The organism is Nonomuraea mesophila, from assembly GCF_004352805.1.
Lineage (GTDB): Bacteria > Actinomycetota > Actinomycetes > Streptosporangiales > Streptosporangiaceae > Nonomuraea > Nonomuraea longispora.
The window spans coordinates 1-23977 of the sequence record NZ_SMLD01000145.1; the positions used below are offsets into that span (position 1 = coordinate 1).

A 23977-nucleotide genomic window follows, 5' to 3' on the forward strand; every position below is an offset into this window, starting at 1 on the left:
GGGTGGGGTCCGCCGAGGGTGTGCGGCCGTGCGTCGGAGAGGGCACGGGGGCGGGCCGTGGTGTCTCCACGGCGGCGCGCGGCGGCCGTCCGTACCCCGAGGTGAAAAGGCCGTAAATGATGAGGGCCGTCGCCGCGAACGCGAACGCCGCCAGCGCCGCGCGCCATCGCCCACCGGGCCGCACCTCGGGGATCATTCCTCGATGATCCCCCGTGCCGGCTCCCGCGTACCGCGTGTTCCCGCAGACTCCTGCCGCCTGCTTTCGGCCCCGGTGGCAAAATATGCGGATGCCAAGGCCCCTGCACGCGCTTCCCAAGGCGCATCTTCACCTGCACTTCACCGGCTCGATGCGCCACTCGACGCTGATCGAGCTGGCCAGGGACCAGGGCCTGCACCTGCCCGACGCGCTGGAGCAGGACTGGCCGCCGAAGTTGCGCGCCACCGACGAGCGCGGGTGGTTCAGGTTCCAGCGGCTGTACGACATCGCGCGGTCCGTGCTCACCCGCCCGGAGCACGTCTACCGGCTGCTCGCCGAGACGGCTGAGGACGAGGTGGCGGCCGGGTCGCGGTGGCTGGAGATCCAGGTCGACCCGTCGGGGTACGCCACCCGGTTCGGCGGGCTGACGGCCGCGCTGGAGCTGATGCTCGACGCGGCGGACCGGGCGGCGGCGCGCGCCGGCATCGGGATCGCCGTGATCGTGGCGGCCAACAGGATCCGGCATCCGCTCGACGCGAACACCCTGGCCAGGCTCGCCACCCAGTACGCCGGCAAGGTCGTCGGCTTCGGGTTGTCCAACGACGAACGGCGGGGCGCGGCCCGCGACTTCGAGCGGGCGTTCAGGATCGCCAAACGCGGCGGGCTGCTGGCCGTGCCGCACGGGGGCGAGCTGATGGGGCCGCGCAGCGTGGCGCAGTGCGTCGACGACCTGGGAGCCGACCGCGTCGGCCACGGGGTGCGGGCGGCCGAGGACGAGTGGCTGATGCAGCGGCTGGCCGACCGGCAGATCTGCTGCGAGATCTGCCCTTCGTCGAACGTGGGCCTGGGCGTGGCCGAGCGGGAGGCGGACGTGCCGTTGCGGCGGTTGTTCGACGCGGGGGTGCCCATCGCGCTCGGCGCCGACGACCCGCTGCTGTTCGGCACGCGGCTGTTGCGGCAGTACGAGCTGGCCAGGGAGGTGCACGGCTTCAGCGACGCCGAGGTGGCCGAGCTGGCGCGGCAGTCCGTACGGTCGTCGACGGCTCCAGAGGCGGTGCGCAAGGAGCTGCTGCAGGGCGTGGACGACTGGCTGACGAGCCCGCCCTCACCCTCACCCTCGGCCGAGTGACGCGGCGACGGCGACCGCCTCGTCCACGTCGCCCGCGCCCTCCAGCCGGTAGTTGATCGTTCCCTGCTGCCAGATGAGCGTGGGGGCCGCCTGGCTCAGCGGTACGCGGGTGCCGTCCTGGCGCCTGATGTAGCCGAGCGGGTGTTCGCCGGGCACCCACCAGGCGTCGTACGCGCCCACCGCGACGCGGTCGGGCCACGGCGGGCCGAGCTGCTTGTAGAGGTACGGCCCCACCGTGCCGGTGAACTGGTCGAGCCGGATGCCGCCCGGCCAGAACATCGACACCACCCTGCCCTGGTCGGCGACCGTGACCCGCTGCGGCTCCCCCAGTTCGGCCGGGGCCTTGACGGTGAAGTCCACCAGCTCGGGCAGGTCGGCCCGGGACACCGTCCGCTCGGCGGGCAGGGGCGTACGGGAGGTGACCGGCTCGGGCGGGGTGTCGCCCATCGCCATCTCGATCCCGGCGAAGCGCAGGATCGTGGCCACGGCGGCGCGGCCCTGGGGGGTGGCGGCGGTGACGGCGAGGACGGCCACGACGACGACGGCCACGATCTTCCACCGCGCCCGGCTCCTGCGGGGACGCCGCGCGCGGGAGGGCTCGGGGGCCTCGGACGGCGGTTCGAGGCGGGCGCGTACGGCGGCGGCCACGTCGGAGGGAGGCGGGCCGGGGACGTCGACGAGCTCGCCGAGCGCCAGCAGGTCGGCTTCGAGGTCGTCGTACGGCTCAGGCGAGTTCATTGCCCACCACCTCCCTCAGCCGGGCCAGTCCTCGATGGGTGCTGGACTTGACGGTGCCGACGGGCCACCCGAGCACCTGCGCGGTCTCCGCCTCGCTCAGCTGCAGGAAATACCGGCAGACGACGGCCTGGTGTTCCCGATCGGGGAGGTCGCGCATCGCGGCGAGGAGCCGCGCGCGGCGGTCGGCGGCGACGGCGGCGCCTTCGGGGTCGCCTTCTGGGTCGTCGGCCGCGGCCGTCCCGGCGGTCGTGCCGAGCCGGAGCACCAGCTCTGACCTGCGCCCGCGCGACCTGGTCAGGTTGTGCGTCTCGTTGGCCACGATGCGCAGCAGCCACGGGCGGAACGGCGCGTCCCTGCGGAAGGTGCCCAGGTGCCGGAACGCTTTGACGAACGCCTCCTGCACGACATCCTGGGCTTCGTCGCCCGCGCCCAGCATGACGGCGGTACGGTGGGCGAGCGTGCTGTAGCGCGTGACCAGCGCTTCGTAAGCGGCGAGGTCACCGGTGAGCGAGCGCGCGATCGCCTCGTCGTCGTCCATGACAGGGTCAGATTCCATCGCATCTGGGCGGCGCGCGGAAGGGCGTTTCACCGTTCGGGTGAACGTGGCCGTTGATCGGGGCATTAGACTCGCACAATCCATCAGCCCCTAGAAGGAACGGGATCATGTCTTCTGGGTACGACCGTGTAGTACAACCGGCGGCCGGTGACGAGGCCCTGGAGAACCACCTGGGTGGGGACGAGGCCAAGAACTATCGGCAGTACGAGTTCGACATGGTCGCCCCGCATGTCGGGCGTTCGATGCTGGAGATCGGCTCCGGGCTCGGTCATTTCGCCGAGCAGTTCCTGCCGCGGCTCGACCGGCTCGTCGTGAGCGACTTCGACCCCTACTGCGTCGAGCAGCTGGAGAAGCGGTTCGCGGGCCGTGACGAGATCGATGTCCTGCAGTTCGGGCTGCCCACCGACATCCCGCTCGAGAACAAGGTCGACACCGTCGTCATGATGAACGTCCTCGAGCACATCGAGGACGATGCCGAGGCGCTGCGCTCGCTGGCCCGTGTCACGTTGCCGGGCGGGCGGATCATCATCTGGGTGCCCGGCTACATGCAGCTTTATGGTGACTTCGACCGCAAGGTGGGTCACGTCCAGCGTTACACGCCCAAGACGCTGGGCACCGCGGTCGCCAAGGCCGGCCTCGACGTCGAGGTGCTCAAGCCGATCAACTTCCTCGGCGGCATCGCCTGGTGGGCGGCCGTGCGCCGGGGCGGCGTCGGCTATCCCGACCCGCGCCTGGTCAAGGTCTACGACCGCACGGTGGTCCCGCTGACCCGCTTCATCGAGCGGTTCGTCCGCCCGCCGTTCGGCCAGACGGTGTTCTGCGTCGCGCGGGTGCCCAAGCCCAAGCAGTGACGGCGAGCCCGGCCGCGGACCACGGCCGGACGCGCGTCACTTGATGGACCCGGCGGTCAGCCCGCCGACCACCTTCCGTTCGATCAGCGCGAAGAGCACGATCACGGGGAGGGTGGCGATCACGGAGCCGGCGAACAGATTCTGCCAGTCGACCTGATACTGGCCGATGAACGAGTTGAGCGCCACGGTCAGCGGCTGGTTCTCCGGGGTCGTCGTGAGGGTCAGCGCGACCACGAACTCGTTCCACGCGGCGATGAACGTGAAGATCAGCGCCGTGATGACGCCCGGCAGGGCCAGCGGCAGGGTGATCCTGAACAACGCGCCGAACCGCCCGTTGCCGTCGATGAACGCCGCCTCCTCCAGCTCGCGCGGGATCGAGGCGAAGTACGCGTTCAGGATCCACACCGCGAACGCCAGGTTGAACCCGCCGTTGACGAGGATCAGCGACCAGATCGAGTCGACCAGCCCGAACTGGAAGACCTCCCGGTAGATGCCGACCAGCATGGCGGTGGGCTGGAACATCTGGGTGATCAGCACGAGGATCAGGAACGCCGTACGCCCCCTGAACCGGTGCCGGGCCGAGTAGTAGGCGGCGGGCAGCGCCACCAGCAGCACCAGCACCGTCGAGCCCGCGGCCACCTTCAGCGTCACCCACAGGTTGCCGGCCAGGCCGCTGGTCCAGAAGTTGGCGAGGTTGGACCACACCCACTCCTCGGGCCAGAACGACACCTCGCGCAGCGAGTCCTGGGAACGCAGCGAGGTGAGCAGCATCACCACGTACGGGAACAGGAACAACAACGAGATGGCGTACGCGGCCGCCGCGACGATCACGGTCTTCAGCTTCGGCATGCGGCGCGGCGCTCCGCGGTCGGGCCGGAGGTCGGGGCGGGTCCCGGTCCGCGGCGGCATGGTCCTGACAGCCATCACGTGACCTCCTTGTTCCAGCGGGAGACCTTGAGGAAGATCACGGTCAGTACGATCACCATGCCGAAGTTGACCACGGACATGGCCGCCGACTCGCCGATGTCGGAGCCCTTGAGGATGAACATGAAGATCGTGGACGTGGCCGTCGAGTAGCCGGGCTGCCCGTGGGTCATGGCCCAGATGATCGGGAAGCTGTTGAAGACGTTCATGACGTTGATCAGGGCGGCCACGGTGAGCGCGGGGCGCAGCAGCGGCAGCGTGATCGACCAGTAGGTCCGCAGCCGGCCCGCGCCGTCCATCCTGGCCGCCTCGTAGACGTCGGAGGGGATCGTCGCCAGGCCGGCCAGCAGCGCGTACGTCGTGAACGGCACCGACACGAACACCGCGACGAACACCAGCCACGGCATGGCCGTGGAGGCGTCGCCGAGCTGGTCGGCCGCCGCCCCGCCCATCGCGTCGATCAGCCCGAGCCGCACGCGGATCTGGTTGATCACGCCGACCTCGGGGTCGAGCATCCACTTGAAGATGATCGCGGTCATCAGCACCGACGCGGCCCAGGGCGCGATCAGCGCCCACCGCGCGATCTTGCGCAGCGGGAAGTGCTGGTTGAACAGCTGCGCCAGCGCCAGCGAGATCAGCACGGTGAGCGCGACGACCGCGACCACCCAGACCACGCTGCGGACCATGATGTCGGCGAAGTCCTTCTCGCCGAACAGCTTCTCGTAGTTCGCCAGGCCGTTGCCGCCCTGGACGATGCCGAAGCGGCTGATCTTGAGGAACGACGACCTGATCATCTCGATCACGGGCCAGAGCACGACCAGCGCGATCAGCAGCACGGCGGGCCCCACCCACGCGAGGGGCTCCAGGGCGCGCAACCTTCTCATGGGCTAGCCGGCCGCTTCGGCCGTCTTCTGGAGCTCACCGAGGACCTTGGCCGGGTCGTCCTTGACGGCCCCGCCGATGGTCTGCTTGATCGCCGGGTTCACCACGGCCCACTTGGGGTCCTGGAACGGGTAGAAGCTGGCGTTCGGCAGCGCGTCGAGGAACGGCTTGAGCTTCTCGTCACCCGACAGCTTCTCGATGCCGCCGTTGGTGACGGGCAGCAGTTTGTACGTGTCGGAGATCTTCTGGGCGGCGCTGCCCGTGTAGAAGAAGTCGAAGAACTTCTTGATCTCGGCGGCGTGGCCGTTCTTGTTGAACGCCATGATCCAGTCCATGACGCCGAGCGTGGTGTCGAGCGGTCCGGTCTTGCCGGGGATCGGCACGACGCCGTAGTTCTTCAGCCCGGCGGCGTCGAAGATCGGGATGGACATGGGTCCGCCGTTGACCATGCCGACCTTGCCCGCGCCGAAGTCCTCCCAGACCGTCTTGCGGTCCTTGGTGCCCGGGTTGGGGGTGGTCAGGCCGGCCTCGACCAGGCCCTTCATGTAGGTGAACGTCTCGACGTTCTGCGGCGAGTCGATGGCCCACGTGCCGGAGGCGTCCTTGTAGCCGCCGCCGTTGCCGAGCATCCACAGGAACGACTCGGCCTGGGCCTCCTCCTGGCCGAGCGGCAGGCCGAACGGCTGCGTGACGCCGGCCTCCTTGAGCTTGCCCGCGGCGGCCTTGAGCTCGTCCCACGTCTTCGGGGGCTCCTTGATGCCGGCCTTGTCGAAGAGGTCCTTGTTGTAGAACAGGGCGCGAGCGGAGGAGACGAACGGGATGCCGTACTGCGTGCCGTCGACCTTGCCGAACTCGGCGAACTTCTCCAGCATGTCGCCGGAGACGTTGGGCGAGAGCACCTCGTCGACCTTGTGCAGCAGGCCGTCCTTGACGAAGCCGGAATAGTCGCCGGTCTGCAGGATGTCGGGCACCTGACCGTTCTGGATCATGGTGGCGACCTGGTTGTCGATGTCGTTCCAGTTGATGACCTGGACGTCGACCTTGATGGAGGGGTTGGCGGCCTGGAACTCGTCGACGACGCCCTTCCAGAACGTCTCGCCCGAGTTGGGCTTGCCGGGGCCGTCGCCGTAGTCGGCGGCGACCATCTTCAGCGTGACCTGGCCGTCGCCCGGCCCCTGGGCGCCGCCGCCGTCGCCCGATCCGCAACTGGACAGGACCAGCACCGTGGCGAGGCCGAGAGCGGCGCCGCCCGCAAGCTTCATCTTCACTGGAGATACCGCCTTCTCGTGGGGCGGGTGACGCTGGTCCGTACCAGCCGACGGACCCCGCCCAGGGTTGGGGGGCGCGCGAGCCACAGCTCTACGCGTTTGCGTCACTGTAAGCCTGAGATCGGCAACCGGTCTATACCGGTTCGTCTCAGTTCGGCAACACTCATGCCCGCGAAAGCGCAGATCCGGTCTAGACCGGGTGTCAGAGAATTTTCCTCCGCACGTTCTCCCCGCCCTCCGGCGCGCCGATCCACGGCCCCTCGATGGACGGGTCGAGCACGCCCTCCTCCAGGAAGTCGTAGCGGCCGTCGAGCACGTATCCGGCCAGCCGTACGTCCTCGTGGTCGCTGTTGTCCCACAACCGGGCGAACAGCGCGTCGACGCGGCGGCGGGCCTGGTGGCAGAAGGTGTCGGCGAGCTCGTACGGGCGCCGCCCGAGGTCCTTCGCGTCCTCCTCCGCCTTGACGCAGACGGCCGTCATGGCGAACAACTCTGCCCCGATGTCGACGATCCGGCCGAGGAAGGCCTGCTTGTGCTCCAGCCCGCCCTGCCAGCGGGACATTCCGTAGAAGGTGGAGCGAGCCAGCTTCCTGCTGGTCCGCTCGACGAAGCGCAGGTGGGCGGAGAGCGGGCCGAAGGCGGCGTACGCGGTGGGCAGGTTGCCGGAACCGGCCACCAGCGTCGGCAGCCACCTGGAGTAGAAGCGGCCGGCCCGGCGCAGGGCCTGGGCGCGTTCCTGACGGGAGGCGTCGGGGTTGATCAGCTCGCCGGCGGCCGACAGGTGGGCGTCCACCGCCTCCCGCGTGATCATCAGATGCATGATCTCCGACGAACCCTCGAAGATGCGGTTGATGCGCGAGTCGCGCAACATCTGCTCGGCGGGTACGCCGCGCTCGCCCCGGGCGGCCAGCGACTCGGCCGTCTCGTAGCCGCGCCCGCCCCGCATCTGGACCAGTTCGTCGAGCACCTGGTACGACAGCTCGGAGGAGAACAGTTTGGCCAGCGCCGCCTCGATCCTGATGTCGGTGCGCTGGTCGTCGGCCATGCGGCTGGTGAGCTCGCAGACGGCTTCGAGCGCGTACGCGGTGGCCGCGATGAAGGCGATCTTCGTGGCCACCGCCTCGTGCCTGCCGACCTTGCGCCCCCACTGCACGCGTGCGTTGCCCCACTCACGGGCGATCTTGACGGCCCACTTGGCGTTCCCCGCGCACGTCGCCGGCAACGACAGGCGCCCGGTGTTGAGGGTGGTGAGCGCGATCTTCAGGCCCTGGCCCTCCTTGCCGATCAGGTTCCTGGCGGGCACCCTGACCTGGGCGAACTCGGTGACGCCGTTCTCGATGCCGCGCAGGCCCATGAACCCGTTGCGCCGCCTGACCGTGATGCCCGGCGAGTCGGCCTCGACCACGAACGCACTGATCTTCTTGCCGGTCCTCGCCATGACCACGAGCAGGTCGGCGACGACGCCGTTCGTCGTCCACAACTTGACGCCGTCGAGCACGTAGTCGTCCCCGTCGCGGACGGCCGTGGTCGACAGGCGGGCCGGGTCGGAGCCGACGTCGGGCTCGGTCAGCAGGAACGCCGAGATCTCGCCCCTGGCGCACCTCGGCAGGAACTCCCGCTTCTGCTCTTCCGTGCCGAACAGCTTGAGCGGCTGCGGCACCCCGATCGACTGGTGCGCCGACAGCAGCGTGGCCAGCGCGGGGCAGTACGAGCCGACGAGCGTGAGCGTGCGGCAGTAGTACAGGTACGGCAGCCCGAGCCCGCCGTACTCCTTGCCGATCGTGATCCCGAACGCGCCGAGCTCCGCCAGCCCCTTGACCACCTCGTCGGGCACCTGCGCGGTCCGCTCGATGAGCGCGGGGTCGACCTCGGCGTCCAGGAAGCGGCGCATCGCCCGGACGAACTCCTCACCCCGCCTGGCCGCGTCGCCGGGCAGTGCGGGCACCGGATGCACCAGGTCCAGCCGGAAGTCCCCGAGGAAGAGCTGTTTGGCGAAGCTGGGCCGCGTCCACTCCGTCTCGCGCGCCTGCTCGCCGACCTCTCTGGACTCCGCGTACTTGGCGTGCTCGGTCATGGAACCTCCCGGCGTTGGGCCGTCCTGTGGTAGAAGTACTGCCCGCTCGGAGGCGTCTATCGCCCCTTTTCGTACGGCGAACGCGCCCATGGGCGGCGGAACACCGCCAAGGACACCAGCAGCACGATCACAAGGAGCGCCGCCCCGCCGTCGGTGACCGCCGTCGGCAGCAGCCCCGCCGGGCCGTACAGGTCCAGGCTGGCCTCGTAGACCTCCGGCGGGATCATCCCGAACGGCCCCGCGGCCTGACCCAGGTTCACCGCGAGCACCACCCAGAACACCCAGGTCCAGCCGCGCGGCGCCAGCAGGCCCAGCGCGTTGCCGGCGATGAACACGCCCCCCACGCCGCGCAGGAACGTCAGCAGGCCGGGGGCCGCGCCGGCCGCCTCCTCGGCGCTCAGCCCGGCCAGGCGCATGCTGTGCTCGATCATCTCCAAGTTGATGATCAGGAAGGTCTGCAGCGCGGTGCCCAGGGTGAAGACGGCCGACGCCGCGGCCGTGAGGAGTTGCAGGCGGCGGGTCCAGGGCGTGGGAACGTTTGTCGTCATGTCCGTCAACGGTGGCGGCTCGCGCCGGGGACGTCGTCCTGCCGGTGAAGGCATCCGGCGTACCGCGGGGGAAGGCTTCACGCCGGTTGCGGCGCTCGCGTACCACGGGGGAAGTACGCCGGGCCGCCGGCCGCGCGAGGCTCGGCTAGCGTGACGGGATGACGAGGTGGACGACGGACACGGCGGTCGACGTCGCGATCTGCGCTGCCCTCGCCGCCGGCCTCGTCGCGGGCAGCCTGGCCGTGGCCAGGACCGGCGAGCAGCGGGCGCTCGACCCGCTGGGCTGCGCGCTGCTGCTGGCCGCCGCGCTCCCGCTGGCCTGGCGGCGTACGCGCCCGATCCCCGTGGCGCTGGTCTCGTCGGCGGCGTGCGTGGCCTACTACGCCCTGCTCTATCCGGGCATCTTCGCCGCCGCGCCCGTGCTGCTGGCCGTCTACACCGTGGTCGCGCTCGGCCGCCTGCCGGAGGGCGTGGTCGTGGCGGTCACCTTCGACGCGGCGCTCTACCTCGCCGTCGCGGTGCCGCACGGCGCGTACGCGGTGTTCGACGGGGTGTGGTGGACCGCCGGGTTCCTCGCCGCGGTCGTCGTGATCGGGCACATGGTGGCGACCCACCGGGCCTACCTGCGGGAGGTCGAGCTCCGGGCGGCCGAGGCTGAGCGGACCCGGGAGGAGGCGGCGCTGCGCCGGGCCGGCGAGGAACGGTTGTGGATCGCGCAGGAATTGCACGACACGCTCACGCACACCATCTCCGTCATCAACGTCCAGGCCGGGGCCGCCGCGCACCTGCTGGCCAAGGGCGACCCCGCGCCGGCGGGCGACGCGCTGGCGGCGATCAGGGCGTCGAGCCAGGAGGCCATGCGGGAGCTGCGCGCCACGCTGGGGGTGCTGCGCCGGGCCGACGACGGAGCCGATCCGGGGCTGGCCAGGCTGCCGGAGCTGGTCGAACGGGCCAGGCGGGCCGGGCTGCCCGTCACGTACGAGGTGCTGGGCGAGCCCAGGCCGCCGGCAGAGAGCCGATCTGGCCGCGTACCGCATCGTGCAGGAGGCGCTGACCAACGTGCTCAAGCACGCGGGCACGCCCGTCACCATCGTTACCGCCGAATATCACGACGACACGGTCACGCTCCGGGTCGCGGACGACGGGGACCCGGTGGACGACAGGCCGGGGCACGGGGAGGGGCCCGAGAAAAGGCACGAGAAGGGGCACGGAAAAGGGCACGGAAAAGGGCACGGGATGGGGCTGATCGGCATGCGGGAACGCGCGGTCGCGGCCGGCGGGTCCCTTTCGGCGGGCCGCGGGCCGGACGGCGGGTTCCTGGTCGAGGCCGAGCTGCCGCTGGCGGGCACGCCATGATCCGCGTGCTGCTCGCCGACGACCAGCCGCTGATCAGGGGCGGGTTCAAGGCGATGCTCGACGCCGAGCCCGACATCGAGGTGGTGGCCGAGGCCGGCGACGGCGCCCGGGCGGTCGAGCTGGCCCGTGCGGCGCTGCCCGACGTGGCGCTGATCGACATACGGATGCCCCTGCTCGACGGCATCGCGGCGACCCGGCGGATCGCCGCCGACCCCGCGCTCGCGGCCGTCCGCCTGGTGATCCTCACCAACTACGCGGTCGACGAGTACGTCTTCGCGGCGCTGCGGGCCGGCGCCGGCGGGTTTCTGGTCAAGGACATCGAGCCCGCCGAGCTCATCCATGCCGTCAGGGTGGCCGCCAGGGGCGACGCGCTGCTCGCCCCCGCCGTGACGCGCGGGCTGATCGAGCAGTTCGTCGCCACGCCGCCCCGGCCGGTCGCGCCGCCGGAGCTGGGCGCGCTCACCGGGCGGGAGCGCGAGATCATGACGCTGGTCGCCGCCGGCCTGTCGAACGAGGAGATCGCCGAGCACCTGACGATCAGCCACCTCACCGCGAAGACCCACGTCAGCCGGGCCATGACGAAACTGGGCGCCCGTGACCGCGCCCAGCTCGTCGTGTTCGCGTACGAGTCGGGCCTGGTCACCCCCGGGCGCCGGGCAGGGGGCGGCGGGCGCTCAGCCTGAGCATCCCCAGCGCCACCAGGGCCAGCACGGCGGGCACCACGAGATGCACGCCGCAGAAGGCCAGTGCCACGAGCGACATCCCGGTTCCTGCCACCGCCGTGTTCCTGTGCCGGCCCGCCGGCAACACGCGCACCGCAGCCGCCACGCCCGCCGCCGTCACCGCGGCCAGGCACGCCGAGGTCGCCCGCATCAGCAGGTCGAGATCGACCGCCCAGATCAGCACGGGCAGGCTCAGCACGACCAGCAACCCCATGCTGCGGTACGGCGTCCCGCCCGGCGCCCCGCCCCTGGCGAACCAGCCCGGCAGAGCTCCGTCCCTGGCCAGGGCCGCGCCGAGCCGCGAAGCCCCGGCGATGTAGGTGTTGATCGCGCCGAACGTCAGCAACACCGCCACGACCCCTGTGATCGGCCGCGCGACGGCGCCGATGCCCGTTTCCAGCAGGGCGGTGAGCGGCACACCCGGCATGTCCGCGCCGAGCACGCCCAGCGAGACGATCGAAACGCCCAAGTAGAGCGCGGTAATCGCGGCAAGGGCCACCACCGTGGCCCTGACCAGGCCCCTCCTGCTGTCGGCGAACTCGGCCGACAGGTGGCTGGCCGCCTCCCAGCCGACGAAGGCGAACATGAGCACACCCGCCGCGCCGGCGACGCCCGCCAGGCCGTACGGGGCGAAGGGGGTGAAGTTGACCGGATCGATGTGCGGGGCGGCCGCGATGACGGCGGTGGCCAGCAACGCCACCAACAGGGCGACGAGACCGATCTGCAGCCCGCCCGACGTACGCAGTCCCGCGGCGTTGGCGCCGAAGGCGGCCATCAGGATCAGGCAGGCGGCCAGGACGCCATGCACGCCCAGGGTGGCCTCGACGTACCGGCCGCCGACCGATGCGCCCGCGACGATCCCGAGCGGGACGGCGCCGTAGAACCACCAGCCGGCGACGGCCGAGGCGTGCCGGCCGAACGCGAGCCCCACGAAGCTCGCCACGCCTCCGGCGTCGGGGTAGCGCACGCCGAGCGCGGCGAAGGTCAGCGCCACGGGCACGCTCAGCGCGAGGAGCCAGGCCCAGGCCAGCATGGAGGCGGGTCCTGCGGCCGAGGCGGCGAGGTGGGGCAGCACCAGCATGCCGGGCCCGAGCACCGCTCCCACCAGCAGCGCCGTACCCTGCCCTAGCCCTATGCGACCAGACGTTCGTACTGTCATGTCGCTGAACGTAGTACGTTCATTCGGCACCATGGATGCCGCGGCGAACGTATGACCGGAATACTCTGCGAATATCGGTGCATGGACGAACTTGATTCGGCGATCGTACGGATGCTCCAAACGGATGCGCGGCAGTCCAACAGAGAGCTCGCGCGCAAGCTCGGCGTCGCGCCCTCGACCTGCCTGGAGAGGGTCAGGGCGCTCACCCGTCGAGGCGTCATCCGCGGCTACCACGCCGACATCGATCCGGCGGCCCTCAACCGCGGTGTGCAGGCCATGGTGGCGGTGCAGGTGCGGCCGTTGAGCAGGGCGGTGATCAACGCGTTCAAGTCGTCGGCCGCCGATATGCCGGAGGTGCTCAGCGTGTTCGTGCTGGCCGGGGGCGACGACTTCTTGCTGCACGTGGCAGTGCAGGACCTCGACCACCTGCACGCGTTCCTGCTGGACAAGCTGAGCAAGCGCCAGGAGATCGTCGGGTTTCGCACGTCGGTGGTGTACCAGCAGGTGCAGAAGACCATCCCGACCCCACTGCCTCCTCCATGACACCTGCGCCCTAAATCCAGCGATTGCCCGCTTTATATGGATATGCGTTTCCTTATCCCTCTCTCGGGCACGGGGGGATCAACCGGCCAGGTGTCGGTCTCCCCGAGCACGAAGGAGCGCACGCCATGAGTGATAGGGCCAGAGTGGCGCTGGCTCTCGCCGCGGGTTACTACCTCGGCCGGCGTCACAAACTGCGCATGGCCGCCATGCTCGCCGCGGCGAGCGTCGCCGGCAAATACCGCAAGGGCGGCGGCGGGCTGCTGGAGCAGGGAAGCAAGATTCTCGGTTCATCGCCGGAGATCGACGCACTGACCGGCCGGCTGCGCGGCCAGATCATGGACGTCGGCAAGGCCGCCGTCATGGCCGCGGCCACCCGGCAGATCAACTCGCTCACCGAGAAGCTTCAGGAGCGGGCCGAGTCCCTCCAGAGCGACGATCAGACCGGTGAGGAGCGCGAACAGCCCGACGACGCGTACGCCGGTGACGAGGAGTCCGAGGAGGACGAGTACTCCGACGAGGACGAGTACTCCGAGGAGGACGAGTACTCCGACGAGGACGAGTACTCCGAGGAGGACGAGGACGCCCGGGACGAGGAGCACGACGAGGCTTCCGAGCCGGATGAGGAGCCCGAGCCGCGCCGCGCCCGCACGTCCCGTTCCCAGCAGGGTGCGCCGGCCCAGGGCACGCAGGCCCGCAAGCCGGGCACCGGCCGCAGGCGTCCCTCGCCCGTGACGAGGGCGGGGTGAGCGCGATGACCGAGGCGGCGAAGGCCGGACCGATCCGCAAGGCAGCGGGCCAGGCAGGCAAGGCAGGCAAAGCCGGGCGCGAGGGCGCAGAACGCGTCGGCAGGACGGCGCAGACGGCCGGGCAGACGGCGAAGCAGGCAGGCGAGCAGGCCGGCGGCGGGGGCAACCCCGTCAAGTCCGGGCTGCGCAAGCTCGGCCAGGCGGCGACGCACTATGCGCTGTCGTCCGTGACGAACAAGGTCGAGGGCCTGACCGGCCGGCTGTCCGACTTCGCGGAGGGCGGCGGCGGCAATCTGCTCGGCGCGGTCACCGGCAACGACTCATCGATCGGCGGTTCGGCTGTGGCAGGTGCGGCCAAGGGCGCGTTGAAAGGTGTCGTGGGCAAGCTGGGCGGCGGCAAGGGCAAGGGCGGCAAGAAGCTCAAGGTCACGAACATCGTCGAGACCATCGACGTCGGCGCCCCGATCCGGGTGGTCTACAACCAGTGGACGCAGTTCGGGGACTTCCCCAGCTTCATGAAGAAGGTCGAGTCGGTCGACCAGGAGTCGGACGAGAAGCTCACCTGGAAGGCGCAGATCCTCTGGTCGCACCGCGAGTGGAAGTCCACGATCCGCGAGCAGGTGGCCGACGAGCGCATCATCTGGCGCTCGGAGGGCGCGAAGGGGTACGTGGACGGCGCGGTGAGCTTCCACGAGCTCACCCCCGACCTGACCAGGGTCATGGTCGTCCTCGAATACCACCCGCGGGGCTTCTTCGAGGGCACCGGCAACCTCTGGCGGGCGCAGGGCCGCCGCGCCCGGCTGGAGCTCAAACACTTCGCCCGGCATGTCATGACCCAGGTCATGTTGCATCCGGACGAGATCGCCGACGGCGGCTGGCGCGGCGAGATCCGCGACGGCGAGGTGGTCAAGGACCACGACACGGCCGTGCAGGAGGAACAGGACTCCGCCGGCGAGCAGGAGGGCGAAGAGCAGGAGGACGAGTACGAGGACGAATACGAGGAGGAGCCCGAGGAGGAGCCCCGGAAGGGCGAACCCGAGGACGAGTACGAGGAGGAGGAAGAAGAGGAAGAGGAGCCCGAGGAAGAGCCTGAAGAGGAGCCCGAGGAAGAGGAGCGCCCCCGCGCCCGGCGGGCTCCCGTACGCCGCAAGGCGGCGAGCCGCAGCGGCGGCTGAGCCGTCCCCCATCCGAGAACCACAAGGAGCCGGATATGACAGTGCAGCCGGCCTCAGGCGGAGTGGCGCAACGCCCCACCGCGACAGGCCTGGCCGACGTGATCGACAGCATTCTCGACAAGGGTCTGGTCATCGACGCCTATGTCAGGGTCTCGCTGGTCGGCATCGAGTTGCTGACCATCGACGCGCGGATCGTCGTCGCCAGCGTCGACACCTATCTGCGCTATGCCGAGGCGGTGAACCGGCTCGACCTGTCGGAGTCCGGCGGCCAGGGACTGCCCGAGCTCATGCAGAACATGAAGAAGGGCATGGTCGCCGACAAGGGCAAGAACGCGGTCGAGGGCGTGCTCGAATCCGCGGCCGACAAGCTGGACGGCCTGGTCGGAGGGTCGGAGGACGATCAGGAACAGCAACCCGCCCGGCGGCGGAAGGGTGGTGGCTGACATGTCGACATCCGAGACGACCGACCGTCACAAGCCGTCGGAGGACGGGCAGCGGAGCGACACGCGCGTCGGCACGTACGTCTACGGCATCGTCCCCGCGAACGTCGAGGAGACCGGCGACGCCCATGGGGTCGGCGGCCCGTCCGCGGAGGTGACGGTGGTCCGGCACGGCGACATCGCCGCGCTGGTCAGCGAGCTTCGGCTGGACCGGCCGCTGGGCACGCCCGAGGACCTCATGGCCCACGAAGGGCTGCTGGACGCCGCCGCCGCCGAGGTGCCGGTGCTGCCCGTACGCTTCGGCGCGGTCGTGACCGGCCCTGAGGCGGTCGTGGAGGAGCTGCTCGCGCCGCACCACGACGAGTTCCAGGCGGCGCTCGACGAGCTGGAGGGCCGGGCGGAGTACGTCGTCAAGGGCCGGTACGTCGAGCGGGCCGTGCTCAGCGAGATCATGAACGAGCATCCTCAGGTGGCGCAGCTGCGCGAGCAGATCAAGGACCAGCCCGAGGAGGTGACCAGGGACGCGCGGATCCAGATCGGCGAGATCGTCGACCAGGCGATCAACGCCAAGCGGGAGGCCGACACGCAGGCGGCGCTCGACGCGGTCACGCCCGTCTCCGCGCTCACCTCGCTGCGCGACCCCAGCCACGAGCTGGACGCCGTGCACCTGGCGGTCCTCGTCGAGACGGACCGGCAGAACGAGCTGGAGCAGGCCCTGGACACGATCGCGCAGCGCTGGGCAGGCCGGGTCGAACTGCGGCTGCTCGGGCCGATGGCGGCGTACGACTTCATCGTGGCGCAGGGCTCCGGTGGCGGCTGATGGGGCTCATCAGCTCGTTGTTCACCTGGCCGCTCGCGCCGGTGCGCGGCGTGGTCCGGCTGGGTGAGCTGATCCAGGAGCAGGTCGAGCGGGAGCTGCACGACCCGGCGGTGGTGCGGCGGGAGCTCGAGGCGGTCGAGGAGGCAAGGAACGAGGGCCGCATGACGGAGGAGGAGGCCGCCCAGGCCATGGAGGAGATCCTCGCCAGGCTCACCGGCGTACCCGGGGAAGGAAGGTGATCGTGTGCCCGCCCAGCGAAGGGTCCGCCCACGGCGCCCTGCCGAGCAGGACGCCGAGTCCCACGAGCAGCGCGAGCTCCGCGAGCCCGCCGAGGACGAGCCACCCGAGGACGAGGAGACTCCGCGCTCCCGCGCGCGCGGCCTGTCGGCCGGCTCCGCGGGCGCGACGGGGCAGCGCCACATCGTCGAGCTGACCGGCAGGCAGTCCGAGGGGATCACGCTGGTGAAGCCGGAGGACGACGGCTGGGTGGTGAACGTCGAAGTGGTGGAGGACCGCCGCATCCCGTCCTCGGGCGACGTACTCGCGCTCTACCAGGTCGAGCTGGACGGAGAGGGTGAGCTGCGCTCGTACCGGAGGCTGCGCCGCTACCGGCGGGGCAGCGGCGACCAGGGGGAGGGCGGATGATGGAGCCGGCACGCCCCGCGGGACGCGCCTACCCGTCCTCGACGGGCGGCGGGCGCGAGCCGGCCAACCTGGGCGACATCCTGGAGCGGGTGCTCGACCGGGGCGTGATCATCGCGGGCGACATCCGGGTCAACCTCCTCGACATCGAACTGCTGACGATCAAGCTGCGGCTGGTCGTCGCCTCGGTCGACACCGCCAAGGAGATGGGCATCGACTGGTGGGAGCACGACCCTTGGCTGACGGGCAAGGATCGTGGCCTGGAGGAGGAGAACCGCCGCCTGCGCAGGAGGCTCGCGGCCCTGGAGGAGGGCCGCTCCGCCCCTCCCGCCATCGAGGGGCACGTCGAGCACGACGACGAGCACGGGGACGAGTACGACGAGGAGTACGAGGACGGCGCCGAGCCCGCGCCGCGGCGGCGTGCGGGAAGGAGACGAGATGACGGGTGAGGCAGGCACGTACCTGTACGTGGTCGCGCGCGACTCCGGCGCCCCCTCCCCCGACGGCCTGACGGGCGTGGCGGGCACACCGGTGCGGGCGATCACCGGTGCCGGGCTGGTCGCGTACGTGAGCACCGTGCCGCTGGACCAGTTCGGGGAGGAGCCGCTCCAGCGGTCCATGGAGGACCTGGACTGGCTCGACGAGACGGCCAGGGCGCACCACCACGTGGTCGAGGCGGTGGCGTCGGCGGTGTCCGCCGTACCCGTGCGGCTGGTCACCGTCTACAGCGGCGACGAGCAGGTCGCCGGCCTGCTGGAGGACCGGCACGACGACTTCCGCCAGGCGCTCGACCGCATCACCGGCCGCCAGGAGTGGGGTGTGAAGGTCTACGCCGACCCGGCGGAGCAGGCGGAGCCCGCCGCCGCCGCCCAGGACCGTGGTGGCGCGGCGACCGGTCCGGGAGCGGCGTACCTGCGCAAACGCCAGGCGGGGCTGCGCAACAGGGAGGAGGCGTGGCGGCGGGCGAGCGTACGCGCCGAGCGGGTCCACGACCGGCTGGCCTCCGTCGCGGTCGCCGGGCGCCGCCACCGGGCCCAGGACCCGCAACTGTCCGGGCGCAAGGAGTGGATGATCCTCAACGGCGCCTACCTGGTCGACGAGGAACGGCACGCGGAGTTCGTACGGGCTGTGGACGAGCTGCGCAGCGAGGTCGGGGAGCTTGAGCTGACCGGCCCGTGGGCGCCGTACTCGTTCGCCACGCTGGACGAAGGGGGTGAACCATGACGTACGAGGAGCCTCGTGGCGCCCTGCTCGCCGAGGAAGGACGGCTGCCCGCCGAGCGGGTGGCGCTGGTGGACCTGCTCGACCGGCTGCTCGCCGGGGGCGTCGTGGTGAGCGGCGACCTCGTCCTGTCGATCGCCGACATCGACCTCGTACGCATCTCCATCCACGCCCTGATCACCTCGATCCGCGATGACGAGTGACCCCGTGGAGCCCGCCCGCCAGGCCAGGAAGCCGCGGCTGCGGATCGACACCGACGCGGAGGCGGTGGAGCGCGACCTGTCCCGGCTCGTGCTCACGCTGGTCGAGCTGCTGCGCCAGCTCGTCGAGCGGCAGTCCGTACGCAGGATGGAGCAGGGCGACCTGTCCGACGAGCAGATCGAGCAGCTCGGCATGACGCTGATGCGGCTGGAGGAGGCGATGGAGGAACTCTGCGACCGGTTCGGCCTGGAGCCGTCGGACCTGAACCTCGACCTGGGCCCGCTCGGCAGCCTCCTCCCGAAGGACTAGTCAACCGGCACTGACCTCAGACGCCTTCGATCCAGTATTTCTGCAATCTGGCGACGGCGTCCTCCTTCGTCATCGCCGCAACGTCGGTCTCGTCCAGACCTACCTTGGAAATGAGCAGGTGAACAACCTCGGCAGGCAAGGCGTTCGAGGGCGGCTGGGGTTGTCCACGATCAGGGACGACACCACGTTTGACGCAGGCCCAGAACGTCGGCTCATCCACCTGCAACTGGTCACGGAGGATGTGACGCCAGATGCTCTGGCCGTAGGAGCTTCGATCCACCGGATGGGAAATCCGCGTGCGCAAGATCCGGCCATCAGCAAGATCTAGTTCGTAGGTGACGTGATGGGTCGCCGTTCGTCCGCGAGCGTTTCGTACGAGACGCCAGCCCTCGATCTGGCGAAACCGGTCGTGGTACTCCCGAGTGGGTTGAGGCCAGGTCACCGGCCCTTCCCCACCAGCCATTCACGCAACTGGTCGTCATCACTGAGGCTGATCAACTGCACAAGCCCCCAGTTCTCACGATGGTTCGGCGTATCCAGCAGGTGGTCCTGCCAGTCATCGGCGTATTCACGCAACGCATCGATCATCTCCGTTACGGCCTCATCGAAGGTCCGGCCATCCGCCGCTACCGGCAGCCCTGGGATGAAGATCGACCAGCCACCGGCCTCTGGCACTGTCTGGGCACCGGACGGAGTGACCGCAGCGAGATAGTGGCGCAGTCTCTCGACCTCCACGAGCGCGGTTGTGGTCGCTTCACGGCGCACCGTCGCCACGCGCCCGCCTTCAGCCGCGTCCAAGAGCGTTTTGAGATGGGCACGAGCCTCTGTGTAGCTGTCGAAATGAACGGCGCTCACGCGCGACACCTCCCACGAGCAGGTCTTCATGATGCCCCACAGCGAGAAGTACGTCAAGTACGTCACGTACTTGACCGCCCGTCGGCGGATATTCGGTTGCGTGGCCCCTCACTGAACTCGTAGCGTCTTCGCCATGCGCCTTTACCTGTAATTCGCCGGGCCTCCCACGGCCCGTGCGCAACCAGCCATGACCGCCAGTCCGTCAAGACGCGGCAGCTGAGCTTGCCGACCGGCCTCCGAGCCGCGTCGCGAGTTACGTAAAGGAGCTATCTCATGCGAGTTCGCGCAAGCAACAAGAAGAAGGGCCGGCCCCAGCTGCCCATGCCCCGGCAGATGCCGAAGATGCCGCAGCGCCCGATCGCGCCGCCGAGGCGTGTGCCGTCGAAGGGCCGCTGACCGAGGACAACTACCAGGGATGGTAGTGAAGAGCGAGCGCCGCCTCCCCCGTACGCCTGGAGGCGGCGCTCGCACCTTTTCGCAGCGTACTACGATTCCTTGATGCCCTAAGAGAGCACATAGACAAGCCGCGATTTCTGCCCACCATGCCACGCTTCAGGACAAACGAGCAGCCCAAGAAGCAAATTTCTCATATGCGTCTGTACGATCCCACGCATGAACAAGAGCATCTTCGCTGCTTTCGCGTCGGCCGCCGCCATCGCCGTCGTCTCGCTCACCCCGGTCGCCGCGCACGCCGATCCGCCACCGTCCAACTGCATCTCCGACTTCGGTTACCAGCCGAACTGGACCTATGCCCGATGCAGCACGGGATCGGGTTATGTACAGGCCATCGCCAAGTGTTCCAACGGCAGCAAGACGACGTATGCCTACGGGCCCTGGAAGTATATCGGCGTCACGTCAGCCGCCCACTGCCCGGACAGCCACAATAAGGCTGTGGGACACGACTACAACATCAAGGGCTACTGACTCCGGCGCCCTTCGTGTCCCTGATCGCCGTCGCGTCAATGGCACCCTTGCACGAAGGGTAATGTTCACAGGCGCCTTAGTGCTCCTCTGAATGCATCGGAACGATTCCGGCACGCATAAGCGGATACGCCGGGATGAGCACACAAAGTCGGCGACGGTGCATCTTGCGCCGCCTCCCCCGTACGCCTGGAGGCGGCGCTCGCGTTTCTCTTAGAGACATTCGGTGACATCAGTTCGGCCATCACCCGGCAAGAACGGCTCGGCCGTGTTCCAGATAGATGGTTTCCCCCATCTCATGGGCGATCGCAGCCGCTTTGAGACGGCGGGCAAGACGTTCGGTCAGGAGGTCATCGAGCTCAGCGACGGAACGGAACTCGTATACGCTCAATTCACCGTCGGAGAACGTGATCCGCCGGGTCGCCTCGTGGTCGAGGGTGCCTCCGTCGAACACGAACAGAACTTTGTCGCCTTCCTGCGGGAGAGGCGCCCAGTCGACCACGAGGAGACGGCCGATGACCGGCTGGATCCCCAGTTCTTCGCGAACATCGCGGACGCACGCGTTGCAAGGGCACGGGCCTGGGCGAACGGCACGCTCTCCTGATCGTTCACTGCCTCGACCTTACGCGACCGACACTGCGCTCACACGATGTGCAGTCGTCGAGCGAGAGCCCGGACGCTTTCGCGCAGGAACCGCCGGCAAACAAGCGTTCATGCCGTGGTGACGTGGCGGCGCCGCCTCCCCCTCGGAGGCGGCGCTCGCGCCCTCTTCGCTCAGAGGCGTTCGATGATGGTGACGTTGGCCTGGCCGCCGCCCTCGCACATCGTCTGCAGACCGTAGCGGCCGCCCGTACGCTCCAGCTCGTGCAGGAGCTTGGTCATGAGGATCGCTCCCGTGCCGCCCAGCGGGTGGCCGAGCGCGATGGCGCCGCCGTTGGGGTTGACCTTGGCCGGGTCGGCGTCGAGTTCCTGCATCCACGCCAGCGGCACCGGCGCGAAGGCCTCGTTGATCTCCACGACGTCGATGTCGCCGATCGACATGCCGGCCTTCTTCAGCGCCCGCCGCGTCGCGGGGATCGGCGCGGTCAGCATGTAGACCGGGTCGTCGCCCATGAGCGCGAGCTGGTGGATGCGGGCGCGCGGGGTCAGGCCGTGCTCCCTGACCGCCTGCTCGGAGGCGATCAGCACCGCGCCCGAGCCGTCGGAGATCTGCGAGGAGGTGGCGGCGGTGATCTGGCCGCCCTCCTTCAGGGTCTTCAGCCCGGCCATCTTCTCCAGGGTGGTGTCGGGCCTCGGGCCCTCGTCGTCCTCCACGCCGTTGACGGGGGCGATCTGGTCCTTGAAGTGGCCGTTGGCGATGGCCTTGGCGGCGCGCTGGTGGGACTCGAACGCGTACTGCTCCAGGACCTCGCGCGTGTAGCCCCACTTCTCGCACATCAGCTCCGCGCCGCGGAACTGCGAGATCTCCTGCTTGCCGTAGCGCTCCACCCACATCTCGCCGAACGGGAACGGCATGCCCTTCTCGAGCGCGGCCGTGATCGACGAGCCCATGGGCACGACGCTCATCGACTCGACGCCGGCCGCCACGACGAGGTCCTGCGTACCGGAAAGGACGCCCTGGGCGGCGAAGTGGATCGACTGCTGCGAGGAGCCGCACTGCCGGTCGATCGTGACCCCGGCGGTGGTCTCCGGCAGGCCCGCCGACAGCCAGGCGTTGCGCGCGATGTCCATGCTCTGGGGGCCGAACTGCATGACGCACCCCATGATGACGTCCTCGACCGCCGCGGGGTCGACGCCGGTGCGCTCGATCAGCGCCTTCAGCGTGTGCGCGGCCAGGTCAGTGGGGTGGACGGTGGACAGGCCGCCCTTCTTCTTGCCGACCGGGGTGCGGACCGCCCCGACGATGTACGCCTCTGCCACAGTGCCTCCTGGAAACCGAGCAATATTCGGTTACTAGGTGCACATTACAACAGAACGACGTTCTGGGTTCATTCCGCGGGCGGTACGAGGTCCTCCGCCGCGTCGATCCTGAACCGCCACCGGTCGACCGCCAGCCCGTTCAGCGCCTCGGACAACTGCAGGGCGAGCGCGCCCAGCTTCTCCGGCTCCTCGCCGCGCAACTCGATCGCCGTCAACTCGGTCGCGAACGGCAGCAACTCCGCCGCCGCCGGCGGGGAGCCCTTCTGCGGCACCAGCCCGGCCTTGACCTCGCCCGCCGTGAACGTGAACTCCTCCTCGTCCTGCTCCAGGAACGGGGCCAGTTCCTCAGGCTCCGGGCGTACGGGCAGGATGACGGCGGGGCCGCCCTCCGCGTCGTCGGCCGGGTCGTTCACCTCGCCCCTGCACACCGCCAGCCCCTTCAGCCGGAAGGCCAGCCCCTCGGCGAGGTAGCGGTCGAAGAAGTCGATCGGCAGCGGGCCCTCGGCGGCCACCCGCACCGCCCACGCCTTCTCCAGCACCCCGCCCGTCAGCTCGGCCGCCGCCTCGACCGGCGCGCACACCCGCACGTCGGTCGCCACGATGTCGTCGCCGTCCTGGCGCGCGCTCGGATCGGCCAGCCGGACGATCCGCAGCAGCGTCGCCGCATCGGGTTTGGCGGGCACCACCGCCGTGGGGCCTGTACGCAGTCGCCGCTTCGCCATCCAGCCCATGCCAGCCTCCGCGCTCAGCTTCGATAGGAGCTCGTCATCGTCGCATAAACGATGACGTTGTCGGTGTAGTGCCCGGTGCGACGATCATAGGTGCCGCCGCACGTGATCAGGTGCAGTTGGGCGTTCTCCTGGCTGCCGTAGACCCGCTGGGTCGGGAACGTCTTCTTGCTCGCCTGCTCCACCCCGCCGACCGTGAACACCGCCGTGGTCTTGTCCTGGCGCTTGACCTCGATGGTGTCGCCGTGCTTGAGCTCCGGCAGCCGGTTGAACACCGCCGCCCTCGTCTTGGTGTCCTTGTGTCCCAGCAACACGGCCGGCCCCGCCTCGCCCGGCGTCGACATGTTGCGGTACCACCCGACCAGGTTGTGGTTGTCCGGCGGCGGAACCTGGATCGTGCCGTTCTTGGCCAGCCCCACCGACTTGATCGGGGCGTTGACCCCCAGCCGCTTGATCACGAGTCGCACGGGGGTGGACGGCAACATGGGAGGGGCCGCCTCGATCTGCGGCAGCGGCGGCGGCAGGTCGGGCCCGCCCTGGAACAACGCCTGCTCCTGCTGCCCCGACGGCTTCGGCTGCGCCTCCAGGGCCAGGGTGTCCCGGTTGCTGGCCAGGCCGTACTCGTCGGGTGACCTGAACACGATCAGCAGCCCGGCCACCACGGTCACCACACCGGCGATGGCCGCCACGATCAGCACCGTCCTGAGCGCCGCTCCCCCTTTGTCCTCAGGCGGGGGTACGGGAGCGCCGCCACCGCCGTACGGGTAGTAGCCGGACATCTCCGTCAGTCCCTGGCTGCGTTACGGCGACGCATGAGAAGCCCACCTCCAGCGGCGGCGACGATCAGCGCACCACCCGTGAGGATGAACAGCCGGCCGTCGGGGCCCATGGTTCCACCGGCACCGGTGTCGGCTCCGGCCTTGGGCGTCTGGGACTTCCTGGTGGGCTCGGACTCCGACGACGGCGTGATGGTCACCGTGTGGGTGCTGGTCTTCGTGGGCCTGGGACTGGTGGTGGTCGGAGTAGGCGTCGGGGTCGGGGTCGGAGTGGGGC

General features: G+C 69.8%; 32 protein-coding genes and 1 pseudogene. 19 read left to right on the top strand and 14 right to left on the bottom strand.

Annotated elements, in window-relative coordinates; translation table 11 throughout:
• Positions 1-196: hypothetical protein (locus E1295_RS50370; protein WP_220449074.1), on the bottom strand; the 196-nt coding region annotated here is incomplete at its 3' end.
• 91 nt (positions 197-287) lie between these two features.
• On the opposite strand from E1295_RS50370, the gene E1295_RS36605 reads away from it, so the two are divergent.
• Positions 288-1325: an adenosine deaminase gene (locus tag E1295_RS36605; RefSeq protein WP_132637917.1), complete on the top strand. Its 1038-nt coding sequence runs from the start codon at positions 288-290 to the stop codon at positions 1323-1325.
• On the opposite strand, the gene E1295_RS36610 is transcribed toward E1295_RS36605, so the two are convergent.
• Positions 1308-2063 carry a hypothetical protein gene (locus tag E1295_RS36610; RefSeq protein WP_132637919.1) on the bottom strand — a complete coding sequence of 252 codons (756 nt, stop codon included), beginning with the start codon at positions 2061-2063 and terminating at the stop codon, positions 1308-1310. The two genes, E1295_RS36605 and E1295_RS36610, sit on opposite strands and share 18 nt — an antisense overlap.
• Positions 2050-2619, bottom strand: coding sequence for an RNA polymerase sigma factor (locus E1295_RS36615; protein ID WP_246080778.1), 570 nt, complete (start codon positions 2617-2619; stop codon positions 2050-2052). Before E1295_RS36615 ends, E1295_RS36610 begins: the two co-directional genes overlap by 14 nt.
• A gap of 107 nt (positions 2620-2726) precedes the next feature.
• Here E1295_RS36615 and E1295_RS36620 point away from each other — a divergent pair, with 107 nt between their 5' ends.
• Positions 2727-3470 carry a class I SAM-dependent methyltransferase gene (locus E1295_RS36620; protein ID WP_132637921.1) on the top strand — a complete coding sequence of 248 codons (744 nt, stop codon included), beginning with the start codon at positions 2727-2729 and terminating at the stop codon, positions 3468-3470.
• Between the two features lie 36 nt (positions 3471-3506).
• Here E1295_RS36620 and E1295_RS36625 read toward each other — a convergent pair whose 3' ends face one another.
• The 5 genes from E1295_RS36625 to E1295_RS36645 form a co-directional block, all read right to left on the bottom strand.
• Positions 3507-4394, bottom strand: coding sequence for a carbohydrate ABC transporter permease (locus E1295_RS36625; RefSeq protein WP_246080784.1), 888 nt, complete (start codon positions 4392-4394; stop codon positions 3507-3509).
• Entirely contained in the window at positions 4394-5278 is an 885-nt protein-coding gene (locus E1295_RS36630) for a carbohydrate ABC transporter permease (RefSeq protein ID WP_246080780.1), read from the bottom strand. The genes E1295_RS36625 and E1295_RS36630 overlap by 1 nt, the downstream gene beginning before the upstream one ends.
• Positions 5279-5281: 3 nt before the next feature.
• The gene (locus tag E1295_RS36635) at positions 5282-6538 is read right to left on the bottom strand and encodes an extracellular solute-binding protein (RefSeq protein ID WP_132637965.1); all 1257 of its coding nucleotides are present in this window, start codon (positions 6536-6538) and stop codon (positions 5282-5284) included.
• Positions 6539-6746: 208 nt separating this feature from the next.
• Positions 6747-8618 carry an acyl-CoA dehydrogenase family protein gene (locus E1295_RS36640; RefSeq protein ID WP_132637923.1) on the bottom strand — a complete coding sequence of 624 codons (1872 nt, stop codon included), beginning with the start codon at positions 8616-8618 and terminating at the stop codon, positions 6747-6749.
• A 56-nt stretch (positions 8619-8674) separates the two neighbouring features.
• Positions 8675-9166: a hypothetical protein gene (locus E1295_RS36645; protein ID WP_132637925.1), complete on the bottom strand. Its 492-nt coding sequence runs from the start codon at positions 9164-9166 to the stop codon at positions 8675-8677.
• Positions 9167-9324: 158 nt separating this feature from the next.
• On the opposite strand from E1295_RS36645, the pseudogene E1295_RS52645 reads away from it, so the two are divergent.
• The 3 genes and pseudogenes from E1295_RS52645 to E1295_RS51350 all read left to right on the top strand — a co-directional run.
• Positions 9325-10053, top strand: a pseudogene (locus E1295_RS52645) (sensor histidine kinase); the annotation flags it as partial.
• A 172-nt stretch (positions 10054-10225) separates the two neighbouring features.
• The gene (locus E1295_RS52650; RefSeq protein WP_425465382.1) at positions 10226-10522 is read left to right on the top strand and encodes an ATP-binding protein; all 297 of its coding nucleotides are present in this window, start codon (positions 10226-10228) and stop codon (positions 10520-10522) included.
• On the top strand, positions 10519-11205 hold the full coding sequence (locus tag E1295_RS51350) for a response regulator (RefSeq protein WP_166427587.1): 687 nt from the start codon (positions 10519-10521) through the stop codon (positions 11203-11205). The genes E1295_RS52650 and E1295_RS51350 overlap by 4 nt, the downstream gene beginning before the upstream one ends.
• Here E1295_RS51350 and E1295_RS36655 read toward each other — a convergent pair.
• On the bottom strand, positions 11162-12403 hold the full coding sequence (locus E1295_RS36655) for an APC family permease (RefSeq protein WP_220449075.1): 1242 nt from the start codon (positions 12401-12403) through the stop codon (positions 11162-11164). The genes E1295_RS51350 and E1295_RS36655 overlap by 44 nt on opposite strands.
• A gap of 81 nt (positions 12404-12484) precedes the next feature.
• Here E1295_RS36655 and E1295_RS36660 point away from each other — a divergent pair, with 81 nt between their 5' ends.
• The 11 genes from E1295_RS36660 to E1295_RS36715 all read left to right on the top strand — a co-directional run bounded on the left by E1295_RS36660 (position 12485) and on the right by E1295_RS36715 (position 18500).
• Complete coding sequence (locus E1295_RS36660) at positions 12485-12946, top strand: Lrp/AsnC family transcriptional regulator (RefSeq protein ID WP_132637931.1); 462 nt, start codon at positions 12485-12487, stop codon at positions 12944-12946.
• A gap of 125 nt (positions 12947-13071) precedes the next feature.
• Positions 13072-13692: a hypothetical protein gene (locus tag E1295_RS49265; RefSeq protein WP_166427588.1), complete on the top strand. Its 621-nt coding sequence runs from the start codon at positions 13072-13074 to the stop codon at positions 13690-13692.
• A 5-nt stretch (positions 13693-13697) separates the two neighbouring features.
• Entirely contained in the window at positions 13698-14867 is a 1170-nt protein-coding gene (locus E1295_RS36675) for an SRPBCC family protein (RefSeq protein WP_132637937.1), read from the top strand.
• Between the two features lie 35 nt (positions 14868-14902).
• Positions 14903-15310, top strand: a complete 408-nt coding sequence (gene gvpJ / locus E1295_RS36680) for a gas vesicle protein GvpJ (protein WP_132637939.1) — start codon at positions 14903-14905, stop codon at positions 15308-15310.
• A 1-nt stretch (position 15311) separates the two neighbouring features.
• Positions 15312-16127, top strand: coding sequence for a GvpL/GvpF family gas vesicle protein (locus E1295_RS36685; protein WP_132637941.1), 816 nt, complete (start codon positions 15312-15314; stop codon positions 16125-16127).
• On the top strand, positions 16127-16366 hold the full coding sequence (locus E1295_RS36690; RefSeq protein ID WP_132335306.1) for a gas vesicle protein GvpG: 240 nt from the start codon (positions 16127-16129) through the stop codon (positions 16364-16366). The genes E1295_RS36685 and E1295_RS36690 overlap by 1 nt, the downstream gene beginning before the upstream one ends.
• 4 nt (positions 16367-16370) lie before the next feature.
• On the top strand, positions 16371-16772 hold the full coding sequence (gene gvpO / locus E1295_RS36695; RefSeq protein ID WP_132637943.1) for a gas vesicle protein GvpO: 402 nt from the start codon (positions 16371-16373) through the stop codon (positions 16770-16772).
• Complete coding sequence (gene gvpJ, locus E1295_RS36700; RefSeq protein WP_132637945.1) at positions 16769-17218, top strand: gas vesicle protein GvpJ; 450 nt, start codon at positions 16769-16771, stop codon at positions 17216-17218. The genes gvpO and gvpJ (E1295_RS36700) overlap by 4 nt, the downstream gene beginning before the upstream one ends.
• Complete coding sequence (locus E1295_RS36705) at positions 17208-17993, top strand: GvpL/GvpF family gas vesicle protein (RefSeq protein ID WP_132637947.1); 786 nt, start codon at positions 17208-17210, stop codon at positions 17991-17993. Before gvpJ (E1295_RS36700) ends, E1295_RS36705 begins: the two co-directional genes overlap by 11 nt.
• Positions 17990-18193: a gas vesicle protein gene (locus E1295_RS36710; RefSeq protein ID WP_132335314.1), complete on the top strand. Its 204-nt coding sequence runs from the start codon at positions 17990-17992 to the stop codon at positions 18191-18193. Before E1295_RS36705 ends, E1295_RS36710 begins: the two co-directional genes overlap by 4 nt.
• The gene (locus E1295_RS36715) at positions 18183-18500 is read left to right on the top strand and encodes a gas vesicle protein K (RefSeq protein ID WP_132335316.1); all 318 of its coding nucleotides are present in this window, start codon (positions 18183-18185) and stop codon (positions 18498-18500) included. The genes E1295_RS36710 and E1295_RS36715 overlap by 11 nt, the downstream gene beginning before the upstream one ends.
• A gap of 16 nt (positions 18501-18516) precedes the next feature.
• Here the strand turns inward: E1295_RS36715 and E1295_RS51355 are convergent, their stop codons facing one another.
• Both E1295_RS51355 and E1295_RS36725 read right to left on the bottom strand, forming a co-directional pair.
• A complete protein-coding gene (locus tag E1295_RS51355) occupies positions 18517-18942 on the bottom strand; it encodes a cytotoxic translational repressor of toxin-antitoxin stability system (protein WP_181958101.1) in 426 nt (141 codons plus the stop codon).
• Entirely contained in the window at positions 18939-19412 is a 474-nt protein-coding gene (locus E1295_RS36725) for a prevent-host-death protein (RefSeq protein WP_246080782.1), read from the bottom strand. The genes E1295_RS51355 and E1295_RS36725 overlap by 4 nt, the downstream gene beginning before the upstream one ends.
• A gap of 216 nt (positions 19413-19628) precedes the next feature.
• Between E1295_RS36725 and E1295_RS52025 the strand changes: the two genes are divergently transcribed.
• The 3 genes from E1295_RS52025 to E1295_RS52810 all read left to right on the top strand — a co-directional run bounded on the left by E1295_RS52025 (position 19629) and on the right by E1295_RS52810 (position 20880).
• Positions 19629-19751 (top strand): hypothetical protein, encoded by a 123-nt coding sequence (locus E1295_RS52025; RefSeq protein WP_281283696.1) that lies wholly within the window; start codon positions 19629-19631, stop codon positions 19749-19751.
• A gap of 216 nt (positions 19752-19967) precedes the next feature.
• Positions 19968-20279: a hypothetical protein gene (locus E1295_RS36730; protein WP_132637951.1), complete on the top strand. Its 312-nt coding sequence runs from the start codon at positions 19968-19970 to the stop codon at positions 20277-20279.
• Positions 20280-20574: 295 nt separating this feature from the next.
• A complete protein-coding gene (locus E1295_RS52810; RefSeq protein WP_132637953.1) occupies positions 20575-20880 on the top strand; it encodes a hypothetical protein in 306 nt (101 codons plus the stop codon).
• Positions 20881-21050: 170 nt separating this feature from the next.
• Here E1295_RS52810 and E1295_RS36740 read toward each other — a convergent pair whose 3' ends face one another.
• From E1295_RS36740 to E1295_RS36750, 3 genes are all read right to left on the bottom strand, one after another.
• Entirely contained in the window at positions 21051-22196 is a 1146-nt protein-coding gene (locus tag E1295_RS36740; protein ID WP_132637955.1) for an acetyl-CoA C-acetyltransferase, read from the bottom strand.
• A 68-nt stretch (positions 22197-22264) separates the two neighbouring features.
• Complete coding sequence (locus E1295_RS36745; protein WP_132637957.1) at positions 22265-22918, bottom strand: hypothetical protein; 654 nt, start codon at positions 22916-22918, stop codon at positions 22265-22267.
• 23 nt (positions 22919-22941) lie between these two features.
• Positions 22942-23703 (bottom strand): class F sortase, encoded by a 762-nt coding sequence (locus tag E1295_RS36750; RefSeq protein WP_132637959.1) that lies wholly within the window; start codon positions 23701-23703, stop codon positions 22942-22944.
• Between the last annotated feature and the right edge of the window lie 274 nt (positions 23704-23977).